The 12861-nt window shown below is 30.7% G+C and carries 12 protein-coding genes and 1 tRNA gene; 8 read left to right on the top strand and 5 right to left on the bottom strand.

Annotated features, from left to right (window positions below; translation table 11 throughout):
• Window positions 1-2: 2 nt before the first annotated feature.
• Together ABI549_RS01495 and ABI549_RS01490 are read right to left on the bottom strand one after the other, a co-directional pair.
• The gene (locus ABI549_RS01495) at window positions 3-485 is read right to left on the bottom strand and encodes a septal ring lytic transglycosylase RlpA family protein (RefSeq protein WP_348074675.1); all 483 of its coding nucleotides are present in this window, start codon (window positions 483-485) and stop codon (window positions 3-5) included.
• An 87-nt stretch (window positions 486-572) separates the two neighbouring features.
• The gene (locus tag ABI549_RS01490; protein WP_348074674.1) at window positions 573-995 is read right to left on the bottom strand and encodes a hypothetical protein; all 423 of its coding nucleotides are present in this window, start codon (window positions 993-995) and stop codon (window positions 573-575) included.
• 159 nt (window positions 996-1154) lie between these two features.
• On the opposite strand from ABI549_RS01490, the gene ABI549_RS01485 reads away from it, so the two are divergent.
• From ABI549_RS01485 to ABI549_RS01455, 7 genes are all read left to right on the top strand, one after another.
• Window positions 1155-1496 (top strand): T9SS type A sorting domain-containing protein, encoded by a 342-nt coding sequence (locus ABI549_RS01485; protein ID WP_348074673.1) that lies wholly within the window; start codon window positions 1155-1157, stop codon window positions 1494-1496.
• 105 nt (window positions 1497-1601) lie between these two features.
• The gene (locus ABI549_RS01480; protein ID WP_348074672.1) at window positions 1602-2645 is read left to right on the top strand and encodes a T9SS type A sorting domain-containing protein; all 1044 of its coding nucleotides are present in this window, start codon (window positions 1602-1604) and stop codon (window positions 2643-2645) included.
• Window positions 2646-2962: 317 nt separating this feature from the next.
• Window positions 2963-3352, top strand: a complete 390-nt coding sequence (locus ABI549_RS01475) for a hypothetical protein (RefSeq protein WP_348074671.1) — start codon at window positions 2963-2965, stop codon at window positions 3350-3352.
• 74 nt (window positions 3353-3426) lie between these two features.
• Complete coding sequence (locus ABI549_RS01470; RefSeq protein ID WP_348074670.1) at window positions 3427-4407, top strand: acyl transferase; 981 nt, start codon at window positions 3427-3429, stop codon at window positions 4405-4407.
• Window positions 4408-4425: 18 nt separating this feature from the next.
• A complete protein-coding gene (locus tag ABI549_RS01465) occupies window positions 4426-5160 on the top strand; it encodes a hypothetical protein (protein WP_348074669.1) in 735 nt (244 codons plus the stop codon).
• A gap of 20 nt (window positions 5161-5180) precedes the next feature.
• The gene (locus ABI549_RS01460; protein WP_348074668.1) at window positions 5181-5966 is read left to right on the top strand and encodes a DUF3050 domain-containing protein; all 786 of its coding nucleotides are present in this window, start codon (window positions 5181-5183) and stop codon (window positions 5964-5966) included.
• A 19-nt stretch (window positions 5967-5985) separates the two neighbouring features.
• Window positions 5986-6891 (top strand): metallophosphoesterase, encoded by a 906-nt coding sequence (locus ABI549_RS01455; RefSeq protein ID WP_348074667.1) that lies wholly within the window; start codon window positions 5986-5988, stop codon window positions 6889-6891.
• On the opposite strand, the gene ABI549_RS01450 is transcribed toward ABI549_RS01455, so the two are convergent.
• Entirely contained in the window at window positions 6888-7217 is a 330-nt protein-coding gene (locus ABI549_RS01450; protein WP_348074666.1) for a ferredoxin, read from the bottom strand. The genes ABI549_RS01455 and ABI549_RS01450 overlap by 4 nt on opposite strands.
• Before the next feature lie 60 nt (window positions 7218-7277).
• Here ABI549_RS01450 and ABI549_RS01445 point away from each other — a divergent pair.
• Window positions 7278-7351 (top strand) — tRNA-Ala (locus ABI549_RS01445).
• 37 nt (window positions 7352-7388) lie between these two features.
• On the opposite strand, the gene ABI549_RS01440 is transcribed toward ABI549_RS01445, so the two are convergent.
• Together ABI549_RS01440 and ABI549_RS01435 are read right to left on the bottom strand one after the other, a co-directional pair.
• A complete protein-coding gene (locus ABI549_RS01440; protein ID WP_348074665.1) occupies window positions 7389-9473 on the bottom strand; it encodes a PAS domain S-box protein in 2085 nt (694 codons plus the stop codon).
• A 201-nt stretch (window positions 9474-9674) separates the two neighbouring features.
• A complete protein-coding gene (locus ABI549_RS01435) occupies window positions 9675-12848 on the bottom strand; it encodes an efflux RND transporter permease subunit (RefSeq protein ID WP_348074664.1) in 3174 nt (1057 codons plus the stop codon).
• Between the last annotated feature and the right edge of the window lie 13 nt (window positions 12849-12861).

The raw sequence follows: 12861 nt of genomic DNA, 5'->3' as shown, positions 1-12861 counted from the left end.
AATTACTTTTTCTTCATCACTTCGATAGTTACAAATGTTTCACCACCGCCTTTATTAGAAGTCATTTCCATATAAGCACGACGTGATAAATCTATTTCTCTTCCTTTTACAAAAGGCCCTCGATCGGTTACTGTTACAATGACATGTTTTCCGTTACGCTCATTTGTAATACGCAATAGGGTTCCAAAAGGAAATTTACGATGTGCTGCTGTGAGTTTATTATTATCGAAACGACTGCCACTTGCGGTACGCTTGCCGTGAAATCTTTTAGCATAATATGATGCGTGGGCTTTCTTTTTGTATAATTTATAAGTAAAATCGCCTTCTATAAGTAGGCTGTCTATCGCAATCGTATCGACTTTGACTGTATCTTGAACTGGTCTTACAGAAAAAGATTGCTTGTCGAATTTCTTGAACGAAAAACTAGAAATTAGTATCGCTGCTATTGTTGTGGTAATTACCAAAAAAAATTTATCTTTCATCATAATTTTTAATTAATTATTATTACACACTTCTCAAATACCATACCCAAAAAAGAAAAAGCCTTAATAAATAAGACTTTCTTTAAATTATTAGAACCACAATGACCAAGGAATTCTACTTAATATAAGCAACAAACCTAGTCCATAAAATATTGTAATGGCTTTAAACTTGTTTTTACCTTCTAATGCTTTTTTATGTTTAGACCAACCTATTGTAATTAGTATGATGGCAATAATATTAGTTAATGGATGCTCTAACGAGGTGAGTCGCAAAGCTGCATTTTTCATGTCACCAAAAGCTGACAAACCTAAAGGTGACAAAAAATATAATACCAATCCTACTGTAAGTTGTATGTGTGTAACTATAAGTGCAAATAATGCAATTTTCTTGTCTTTTGACATAAATTGTCTTTTAGAGAATAATCCTAAAGCACTGTTTACAAACGCTACAACTAGTAGCAATAAGGCTAAATATGCCCAGCCAGAGTGAAATTTTTGAATAAATTCGTACATAATTTTAGTTTTAGTTTAAACAAATATAAACAAAAAATAGAACGAATTTAAAACTTACATATTGGAAATTGAGACAAATAAAATGTTAAAAAAGATTTAATAACGTTTTTGGTACAGTATTTGAATTAAATTTATATCTTTACCTTATTATAGATTTTAATGGAGAAAAACTACATTTATATTATATTATTTAGTCTTTTGTTTTCGTTGGGCGCCTTAGCTCAAGACGGAAAGCAATCTTTATTGACCACAAAACCCCAAGAACAACAATTTGACAATCTAAACGTATATCCCAACCCTGTAGGAAACGGGCACGTATATATTACTTCGAAAACTAATGAACCTAAAGATATTGAAATTTTTGATGTACTAGGTAAACGTGTCATACAAACTACAATCGCTACTAAGGAACTAAATGTTTCTACGTTATCTCCTGGGGTTTATATCATAAAAATAAAAGAGGGAGAGCAACGGGCTACTAGAAAACTCATTATCAAGTAATTAATTATATTCTGCCTTTTAAAATTTAATGTTTTATTTACATTAATAACTTTCTTATAAACAAATTACTATTATCTTTGTAGTCCAAATTAAAAAATGAAAAAAATGAAAAAAATTTACTTATTAGGAGCTTTAATAGCTACAACTTTGTCTTTTGGACAAAACATTTTAAATGAAGATTTTAATTATACTGTTCCAGGCTTTGTAGGAGGAAATTTAACTACTGCTAATGATGGTGTTGGATCAAACAACTGGTTAACTCATAGTAATACCGCTGGTAATGCAGGAACTATTGATGTGTTGTCAGGTAATTTATCTTACACTGGTCTTTTATCTTCTACAGGAAATAGAATTTTATTACCCGGAAATAACACAGCTGTACCTAGAGATATTAACAGAGCTATCACTACTTCTGCAACTACGGTCTATTATTCTCTTTTAATTAATGTTATTGACAACACTCAGTTAAGCACAACAACTCCTAACTATTTTACAGGAATTGGAGCTACTGCTGGTACTGGTGTAACTACTTTGGGAGCTAGACTTGGAGCTTATTCAACAAATGCTGGCGCTAACTACAGATTAAGCATTCAGAATACATCTGGAGGGACGCCAACGTTTACAGATTTCGCTACTGATTTAACTTTTGGAACAACCTATCTAGTTGTTATAAAATATGACAGAGCAGCTTCGCCAACAGCAGTTAGCTTATGGGTAAATCCTTCTTCTGTAAGCTTCGGTAGTACAGAACCAGCGGGATCGGTAAGCAATAATTCAGGAACGGGAGCAATTACGGCTTTTGCATCAGTGTTTTTAAGAAATACGGCAACAACTCCGAAAGTTGAAATGGATGAGATTAGAATTGGACAAACTTGGGCAGATGTAACTCCAGTAGCATTATCAACAAAAGACTTTGGAAATATTTCAGGATTAAAAATCTATCCAAATCCAGCTAAAAACAACTTGAATATTAGTTCAGATAGTTTTGAAGTTAAAAATGTAGAAATATATAATGTGTTAGGAGCTCAAGTTCTTTCTGCAAATGTTACTAATTCGCCAATAAACATTGCTGGTTTAACTACTGGTGTTTATGTAGTAAAAGTTACTGAAGAGGGAAAAACAGCTACTAGAAAGTTAGTTATCGAGTAATTAGAATTTTAAAATATATTAAAAAGCTCCAACTTTGTTGGAGCTTTTTTTATGCAATTATACCAAGTAATATTAACAAGAATTAATTCTCTCTACCATTTCTTATACAAACAACCATTTTTCAATTATAAAAAGGAACAAAATTAATGATATTCACATCACTAAATTTAGTTAGAAGAAAACAGGGCTTAATTCCTTATTATTAAGCATTTAATACATTTTGTCGAAAAAAGCAATACCGTTAACGATTATATTGTTTTGCCAATAGACATCACGCTAATTTTGTCTTGAAATTAAATCATTAAAAAAACAACGAGATGAAAACTATTTATTTATTATTATTACTAAGTCTTAATTCTATAGCGAATACTACTAACCCAGAAAACTATATAAATGAAAATCCTAAGACTACAATTGAAACATTTTGTAACAACGAAATAATTAAAGAACCTTCTTCCGAAAGCGATTCTATTTCAGGGTTAAAGATTGTAAGTTATGATTCTCAAAAACATGGAAAACATATTTATATAATTTCCGATATGTATACTATGAAGAAAATTTCTTTCTTTAATAAAAAAGGAAGAAAGGTTTTTACCACTTCAACTATTGGCTCCCCTATATACCTTTCGAAATTCAAAAAAGGAGCATACACCATTAAAATTGTTGAAAATGAAAAAACGGAAACAAAAGAATTTTCAATAAATTAATATATCACAAACAAATCTTGAAGTCCTACATTGTGGGACTTTTTTTATTTCCTTACTTTTACAAAAAAAATTAATTGTTTACCCCTTCTGACATATTCAACATCGATTCTAAAAAAGAGTTTGATAAAATTTCCCTGAAACTATTTCGTTTTCAATACGACAATAACGAAGTGTACAATCAGTTTTGTAGTCTTTTAAACAAAGATAAAACCAATGTAAAAAGAATTGAAGACATTCCTTTCTTGCCTATACAGTTTTTTAAATCCCATGCCGTTTTAAGTTCTAGAGAAACTATTGAAGCTACTTTTACCAGTAGTGGAACGACAGGAATGATTAATAGTAAGCATTTAGTTACAAATGTTTCTCTATATGAAGACAGTTATCGCAACGCCTTTTCTCAGTTTTACGGAAACATAGAAGATTATGTGGTTTTGGCTCTACTTCCATCCTATTTAGAGCGAGAAGGATCTTCTCTAATTTATATGATTGATGATTTAATAAAACTAACCCATAATCCTGATAGTGGTTTTTACCTTCACAATCACGAGGAATTAATTCAAAAGCTTATCGCTTTAGACAATACAGGACAAAATGTCATTCTGATTGGTGTTACTTATGCTTTGTTAGATTTGGTCGAAAAACAAAAATTTAATCTAAAAAATACCATTATCATGGAAACTGGTGGTATGAAAGGAAAAAGAAAAGAAATGATTCGCGAAGAATTACACGAGCAACTTTGCAATGGTTTTGGAGTAAATGCGATACATTCTGAGTACGGAATGACTGAATTACTATCTCAAGCTTATTCTCTTGGAGACGGCGTGTTTGAATGTCCAAATTGGATGCAAATACTAGTTCGTGACACCGAAGATGCCTTAACTTATATAGAAAGCGAAAAAACGGGTGGAATTAACGTGATCGATTTAGCCAATATTAATTCTTGTGCTTTTATTGCCACACAAGATTTGGGTAAAAAATACAAAAACAATACGTTTGAGGTTTTAGGCCGTTTTGATAATTCCGATATTCGAGGTTGTAATTTGATGGTTTTATAAAATTATTATAAGTTTTAAATGAAAAAAATATCAGTCTTACTCTTTCTGCTTTCACTTTCTGTTTTTTCTCAAAACAAAGTTATTAATGCAAAAATTGATTCAATCACTTCAGATGATTCAAATCCCAAAAAGAGAGTTTACAGCATCAATTACCATATAGAAAATCTATCTGATAGTTCGATTTCTTTCTTTCTTGCACCCAATACTTTGATAGCAAATGCAGCGAGTTCGATGACTTTATTTCCAATTTATAAAATATACCACAATGAAGTTTTTACACCCCTTGACGGTCCTTTTTTTGAAAAAAATGGCATAGATTGGGAAACAAAATTGCAAGGATTTAACGATTACAACTCTCCAAGAGCCAAAGAGTTAATTAAAGAATTTGTTGAAGAGTTTCGAGCAAAAAACAAAGTTATCATAGATAATTACAAAAAAAATGGAGGAAAAAGTACTGATGATGCATGGATTATAGAAAACCACCGTTTACTTGAATCTAAAATCACTTTAAAACCAAAAGAAATAAGAAACTTTATTATAAAAACTTCTTGGAACAAAGAACGTTATTTTAAAGAAGATGATTTAGAATATTATCTAGATGAAAAAGATAAATTTGAATTTGAATTGGTTTTAGATTTAAAAAAAACATTTTTTAAGGAAAGATTATCAACTGAAGAATATCTAGAAATAGAAAAAGACACTCGCTTTATTGAAGGTATATTTATTACAAATAAAGTGCCTATTATTTTTTAAAAAAATAAAATTACATATTTATGACTATTCAAAATGTTAATCAAGTTATCGAACCTCAAAAAAACATTTTACTACAACATCCTTTATATCAGCAAATACAAAATATAAATGATCTTCATTGTTTTCTTGAAACACATGTTTACGCTGTTTGGGATTTTATGTCTCTGCTAAAGGCATTACAATCAAAATTAACTTGCACCACAACTCCTTGGTTTGCAACAAAAAATCCTGAAATTCGTTATTTAATAAATGAAATTGTTTTAGCCGAAGAAACCGACATTTCATTAGACGGAAAAAGACAAAGTCATTTCGAAATGTATATTGATGCCATGAATTCTTGTAGCGCTAACACATTACAAATTGAATCTTTTTTAGAAAATGTTGCACTAACAAATGATATTTTTGCTTCAATAGAAACAAGCGATTTACACGCTAATATCAAATCTTTCTTAGATTTTACTTTCAGAATAATTGGAGAAGGAAAACCACACAAAATTGCTGCGGCTTTTACTTTTGGAAGAGAAGATCTTATTCCATCAATGTTTACCGAAATCCTTAAAAATTTTAAAATTAATTTCCCTGAAACAGATTTGTCAAAACTAATCTATTATTTTGAAAGACATATCGAGTTAGATGCAGACGAACATGGACCAATGGCTATGCAAATGATTACAGAATTGTGTGGAAATAATAACGAAAAATGGAAAGAAGTTGAAGAAGTTTCTGTTTTAGCCCTTAAAAAAAGAATAGGCCTTTGGGATGCAATAGAAGAACAAATTACCCTAAAAAAATTATCTTTGATTTGATTTAACTCATTTTCACAATATGTTTTCATCTCAAGATCGGTTAACTAGAGCTTACAAAGAAGCAAAAAGAATCTCTTTTGACGATTCATCAAAATTTATTTTCTTTTCCGATTGTCATCGTGGAGATGGAAGCTTTGCAGATGATTTTGCAAATAACCGAAACATATATCAACACGCATTAAAATATTATTTTGAAAATGATTATACTTATATCGAGCTTGGAGATGGCGACGAATTATGGGAAAACTTATTTTTTAAAGATATTTTTGAAGCCAACAAAAGTGTTTATTTACAACTTCAGAAATATTACAATACTAACAAATTATATATGATTTATGGCAATCATGACATGGTTTATAGAAACCCCGCAGTTGTAAAAAAGAATTTTTCTGATTATTTTGATGTTAAAGAAGGGAAGAAACTTCCGTTGATGCCAAATCTTGAATTCCACGAAGGAATTGTGCTTGAAAATACTAAAACAGAACAAGAAATCTTCTTAACTCATGGCCATCAAGCAGATTTTATGAATTATATGGGTTGGCAAATAAATCGTTTTTTTGTTCGAATTTTATGGAAACCTTTACAAATTTGGGGTATAAAAGACCCTACCAGTCCGGCAAAAAACTACACAGAACTTGTAAAAGTAGAACGAAGAATAAAAAAATGGATTGCTAATAACAAAAACCTCATCACTATTGTTGGACACACGCACCGACCACATTTTCCTAAACCACAAGAAAATGAACTAAATTTTTTTAACGATGGTAGTTGTGTTCACCCAAGAAGCATTACAGGAATTGAAATTGAAAACGGGGATATTGCCTTAATAAAGTGGTTTATTGACACTACGGATAATGGTATTCTGCAAATTGTTAAAGAATATTTAGAAAGTCCGCAGAAACTGAGTGATTATAATAAAACTTAAGATTCAGGAGCCAATTCTATCTCTAATCCTTCTAACTCTTCTGTAATATGAATTTGGCAACCCAGTCTGCTATTTTGTTTTACATTAAACGCTTCAGAGAGCATTGCCTCTTCATCGTCTCCTTTTTCCGGCAATATAACGTCATTCAACACATAACATTGGCAAGAAGCACACATAGCCATACCTCCACATATACCAATAGTTCCTTCTGGAGCAAGTTCATACATTCTTACTAACTCCATAATATTAAGATTCATGTCAGTTGGCGCTTGTACTTCATGTTTTGTCCCTTCACGGTCGGTAATTTTTATAGTAATATCTTGCATCTTTTATTTTTCACAAAAGTATAAATTATTAGATAAAAACAATATATTTGGGAAAATATTGGGGGATTAGCTCATTTGGCTAGAGCGCTTGCCTGGCAGGCAAGAGGTGGTCGGTTCGAATCCGATATTCTCCACTATAAAACCAAAAAACCAACCCAAATGCAAAACGTCTTAACTATAAGTTGAGGCGTTTTCGTTATTTATGGCTTGTTCTGATTCGTCTAGCAATATTATTATTTTGTCGGATGTAGCTACTAGTTCATTATATTTTATCTCAGATTCATCTGTTTTTCCTTCTGATTTTAACTCTAAAATTTTCCTAACTAAATGATGTAGTTTTTCATGTTGTAATTCGATTTTTTGCACAGACTCCATCTGACCATATTTTTCTTTGCCCTTACTATAATACCATTTCCCAAAATCGCAGTCATGATGAGAAATCGCTTGACTCTTAGTTAGACTACCTTCTCCATCAAGAAAATGTCGTATTCTATATCTCCATTTTAAATGTTTTAATTTTGCTTCGATAAAATCTAAATTAAAAATTTCTTGCTGATGCTTACTGTTTTTAGAATGTGTATTTATAAAATTAGACAGCTCTTGCGAAGAGGAATCTAAATCGTTTATTTCATTTTTTATTATACTTAGCAATTCATTTGTTTGATCTTTACTCGTATTGTCGTCTATTAAATCTATAACTCCAATAATATTACTTAAAGGTTTTCTAAAATGGTGTGAATTTTTAAATGCTAATTCTTCAAATTGAGCAATATAATTAGCATTTTGAAACTCATTTTCTTTCATTTCGGTAATATCATGTCCTATAGAAAGTATTTCGATTACTTCTTTGTTTGTATCAAAAAAAGCAATTTCATCCCATTTTATCCATCTTTTTTGTCCCAACGCATTTTCTCTGAGAAGAACTATAGTGATTTTTGGATTTTCATATGATATAGAATCGAATACTTTTAAATAAAATTTATCAACATTATCAGGTTGTAAAGTTCTATAGTTAGTTCCTCTAAAATAATCTTTGTCCTTTCCGAAAAAATCACAAAAAGCTTTATTTACATATTTCCTATTTCCTTGTTTGTCTGTAATAACTATTAAATCGGTTTGATTTTCTAACAATAAACTAAACCTTTTTTCGCTTTTAGATAATTTGGCTATCGCATTTTTCTCTTTTTCTTCTGCTATTTTTTTATCTGTAACATTAGCTGAAATGGTTAAGAATTTGGTGATTCTACCTTCAAAATCCTTAATAGGAAGTATTGAAGAAGAAATCCAGAAATCGCTTCCATCTTTGGTCTTAATCTTCGATTCACCTCTCCAAACCTGACCTGAAGTAATGGTTATAGCTATTTGCTTGTAAAATGAATCATCGTGATAATCTGATTTTAAAACATCTATGTTTTCTCCCACAAGCTCTTCTCTAGTATAGCCAGTTTTTTCGAGATATAAATCATTTATTTTTAAAATTTTTCCAGTAAAATCAGTAATAACAGAACTTAAATTATCGTTTATTGCCATCTGATAAGAATACAACTCTTCACTAGATTTTTTGACCAAGTAGTCTAGTTTTTTATTAAAATCTGATAGTTCACCATTTACTGTTTTTAGTTTTTCGTCTGTTTCTTTTTGGCTTTTGAGTGATGTGTTTAGTTTTTCAAAATTTTTATCCATTTTTTTTGAAATAGACAAACTGATATCAAAATTTACCATCGCTTGAAAAAATATCATTCCAGCTGTCGTATAAGCTAGAATAGCATTTATAATAAAATAATTTATTCTGGGATTGGGTACAAAAGGAGTTACAGAATCATAATATATGTAGACAAAAAATAATATAGAACAAGCTATCATAATAATATGAGCAATTTTTCTTTGCCTAGAAACCGAAACACTACCACTAGCTAGAGCGATATAAAGCAATTGAGCGCCAGTCCTTCTGGTATAAAAAGCCCAAATTGTAATCACAATTATAAATCCAACTAAAGCAACATTAGGAGCTATTTTGTATTTCTTTTTATAATTACAAAACAAAACACTCAGTGCTACGGGTAAAATAATTAATCCTATAAAACGATTGTCAAAATTTAATGAGCAATAAATAATTGTTATAAAAATACTTCCAAAAATTATTAATAAAGAAATAGCATTTAAAGTTGCTATGCGCTGTTTTTCTAGATAGTGCAAATTATCTTTACGCCCTATATTTAGGACAGCTCTCCATTTTTTTAAAAAGTATTTTATCATTAAAATTGTTTCTAATAATTTTACACCATTATCTATCAATTATTTCTCATCTCATTACTGAGTAATTTTATAACAAATAAACGATTTTAAAACAAAAAAGCGATTTCTTCCTACAGAAATCGCTTAAGTGTTTATTATGTTCGACGAAATTGCGTTTCATTGATAATTTTATTCATTTTACTAAATAAAATATAATTCATTTTAATGATTGTGCTTTGGATTAAATCCATCTTCACTTAATTCTTTATGGACATAATCTGCAACCATTTCTGCTTCATAATCTACTTTTTCACCTTTAGAGAGTTTAGCAATTATTTTTTCCATTATTTCATAAATTACAGGAACAATAATCAAGGTTAAAAATAATGAGGATATTAATCCACCAATAATTACCCAAGCCAATCCATTTTTCCATTCGGCACCAGCTCCCGACGCTAATGCAATTGGAAACATTCCAAAAACCATTGCAATTGTTGTCATCAAAATTGGACGTAAACGAGCGTGATTGGCTTGAATTAAAGCTGTTCTAATAGTTTCACCTGCTTTTCTTCGTTGATTGGTATAATCTACTAACATAATTGCGTTTTTACAAACCAATCCAATAAGCATAATAATACCTAAAATGGTAAAGATGTTCAAGGTATTATTCGTTAATGCTAGAGCTAGCATCGCACCAATAAACGAAAGTGGAATAGCAAATAATACTACAAATGGATGCGCAAAACTGTCATATAATCCAACCATAACAAGGTAAACTAATATGATAGCTGCTAATAAAGCAATTCCTAACGTACCAAAACCTTCACTTTGATTTTCTTGATCTCCACCCCAAATATAATTTACTCCAGTTGGTTTTTGCAACTTATCAAGTTTTTCTTGCCATTGTGTTACAATCGTACCTGCTGGTACTCCAACATTTTGACCTTGTACAGTTACCGAAGCTGTTTTATCTCTACGTTCCAATTGACTTGGACCAGAACCTTGAGTAATGGCAGCAAATTGAGACAATTTAATTTGTTGTCCTTGACTATTTATGAAAATCAAATTACCAACATCTGTAATATTTTTTCTGTCAAAAGCATTGTATTTAATGTTGATGTCATATTCATTTTCACCGGCTCTAAATTTACCATCAGTATTTCCGCTGTAAGCTGTTTGCATAGTCATACCAACTGTTTGAAGCGTTAATCCTAATGAAGACATTTTATCACGATCTACTTTAACATCGATTTCTGGACTTCCATCTTCAACAGTTAATTTAATTTCGGTAGTTCCAGGAATTTTTCGTAATTCGTCTTCTGCTAATTTAGCAAATTTCATGGCACTTTCCAAATTTGGACCCGTAACAATTAATCCTAATTTTGCATCTTCCGCAGTTCCTAAAATACCTACTGGAACGGTTTTAACTTTAGAACCAACCAATACTTTTTCTAATTGTCTTTTTATTCTTGCAGCATAAACTGAAGCATCATCAGTTCTACTTGCTTGATCAATCATTTTTACATCAATCTCCGATTTGTATGCAGTCGATTGAGACGCACCCATTCCTGAACTAGTTTGTCCAACAGTTGTAATTTGACTTTTAACATACTTTTGATTTTTCAAGTAAGCTTCTGCTTTTTGCGTCATAAAATTCGTTTGTTCTATCGAAGCATCTTTCGGCATTTCTATTTGAACTAAAAACTCACCACTATCTGAAGAAGCAAAAAACTCACCCCCAATAAAGCCTGCTGGAATTAAAGCAATAGAACTAAAAAATATAAATAAAACAATTGCCAATGTAGTTTTATAATGATCTAAACACCATGTTAATAAACCAGAAATCCAGTTGATAAAACGAGTTAAATAGCTTTCAAATCCAAGAATAACTCTTCCGAATAGATTTTTACCTTCGATATGTTCTAGTTTTCCGAAACGAGAAGACAACCACGGAATTATAGTAAATGAAGCTAATAATGATAATAAAGTAGAAATTACAACAGTCGTACAAAATTGCGTAATAATGTTAGATACCAATCCAGAACTCATGGCAATTGGTAAAAATACTACTACAATTACCAATGTAATCGAAGTTACAGTTCCACCAATTTCGGCAGTTCCTTCATAAGCAGCACGAACACGGTTTTTACCCATTTCCATGTGTCGGTAAATATTTTCAAGAACTACAATCGCATCATCTACCAGAATACCAACAACCAATGATAATCCAAGTAAACTCATTAAGTTTAAAGTATATCCTAATAAGTAAATCCCAATAAAAGTTGCTATTAATGATGCTGGAATAGAAACCATTACAATTAATGAATTTCTTATACTGTGCAAGAAAAATAACATTACAAAAGCAACTAATAATACTGCAATTAATAAATCATGAAGTACAGAATCAGCTGCTTCTAAAGTGAAAACAGTACTGTCTTTAGCAGTTTCTAGTTTTAAACCATTTATTTTATAATCTTCTTCTAGTTTTTTTACTGTTTTAGCTATCAATTCACTCACAGCTACTGCATTAGCATCTGATTGTTTTACAATTTGTAATACAATAGCATTTTTTTGATCTATACGAGCAATTTTATCTGCAATTTTTTGAGAATCCTGAACATCAGCAATGTCTTGTAAGCGAACTTGAATTCCGTTTTGTGACGAAACTACTAAATTTCGTAATTCGTCAACACTTTTGTATTTACCCGCTAAACGAATTAATATTTTTTGCTCACGAGTTTGAATATTACCCGTTGGAAAATCCAAATTGGATGATAAAATAATTTGTTGCACTTGTGGAACGGATAAACCATAACCTTGCATTTTCTTAGCATCAAGATTTACTTGAATTTCACGTTCTTGACCACCAATAATATTTACTTGTGCGACACCTTGTACACGAGAAAGAACTGGAGCTACTTTTTTGTCAATTAAATCATAAAATGAGGCTTCGTCCATTTTACCATTAGCACCAAGAGTAATAATTGGTAAATCACTTAAAGAAAATTTATTTAGTGACGGCGCTTTAGCATCTTTTGGTAAATCATTCAGAATTGCATTTATTTTTCGCTGTGCATCGTTCATAGAAATATCTACATTCGCATTAGATGTCAATGTGATAGAAACGATAGAAAGACTTTCGTAAGACTTGGAATCTATCTTCTTGATGTTTTCTAGAGAAGCGATTGCATCTTCAATTTTTTTAGTAACAGTGTTTTCAATTTCACTTGGAGAAGCTCCTGGATATATTGTTGAAACAGTGATTACATTTGTACTAAATTTCGGAATTAGTTCATAGCCTAGTTGCTTGTAACTGAAGATTCCACCGAGTATTAGTATTGTGAAAAGCACAATAACTAATGAGGGACGTTTTATGGATATTTCTGCTATTTTCATATTTTTTTATCTA

Source organism: Flavobacterium sp. (assembly GCF_039932285.1).
GTDB lineage: Bacteria > Bacteroidota > Bacteroidia > Flavobacteriales > Flavobacteriaceae > Flavobacterium.
Note: the sequence above shows the minus strand (reverse complement) of the source record. Positions and strands in the feature narration are given on the sequence as shown.

What these genes read in the sequence shown, in the direction of transcription:
- ABI549_RS01485 (WP_348074673.1), top strand. Translation starts at nt 1,155, where the DNA reads ATGGAGAAAAACTACATTTATATTATATTATTTAGTCTTTTGTTTTCG.
- ABI549_RS01475 (WP_348074671.1), top strand. Translation starts at nt 2,963, where the DNA reads ATGAAAACTATTTATTTATTATTATTACTAAGTCTTAATTCTATAGCG.
- ABI549_RS01495 (WP_348074675.1), bottom strand. Translation starts at nt 485, where the DNA reads ATGATGAAAGATAAATTTTTTTTGGTAATTACCACAACAATAGCAGCG.
- ABI549_RS01460 (WP_348074668.1), top strand. Translation starts at nt 5,181, where the DNA reads ATGACTATTCAAAATGTTAATCAAGTTATCGAACCTCAAAAAAACATT.
- ABI549_RS01435 (WP_348074664.1), bottom strand. Translation starts at nt 12,848, where the DNA reads ATGAAAATAGCAGAAATATCCATAAAACGTCCCTCATTAGTTATTGTG.
- ABI549_RS01465 (WP_348074669.1), top strand. Translation starts at nt 4,426, where the DNA reads ATGAAAAAAATATCAGTCTTACTCTTTCTGCTTTCACTTTCTGTTTTT.
- ABI549_RS01455 (WP_348074667.1), top strand. Translation starts at nt 5,986, where the DNA reads ATGTTTTCATCTCAAGATCGGTTAACTAGAGCTTACAAAGAAGCAAAA.
- ABI549_RS01450 (WP_348074666.1), bottom strand. Translation starts at nt 7,217, where the DNA reads ATGCAAGATATTACTATAAAAATTACCGACCGTGAAGGGACAAAACAT.
- ABI549_RS01440 (WP_348074665.1), bottom strand. Translation starts at nt 9,473, where the DNA reads ATGATAAAATACTTTTTAAAAAAATGGAGAGCTGTCCTAAATATAGGG.
- ABI549_RS01490 (WP_348074674.1), bottom strand. Translation starts at nt 995, where the DNA reads ATGTACGAATTTATTCAAAAATTTCACTCTGGCTGGGCATATTTAGCC.
- ABI549_RS01480 (WP_348074672.1), top strand. Translation starts at nt 1,602, where the DNA reads ATGAAAAAAATTTACTTATTAGGAGCTTTAATAGCTACAACTTTGTCT.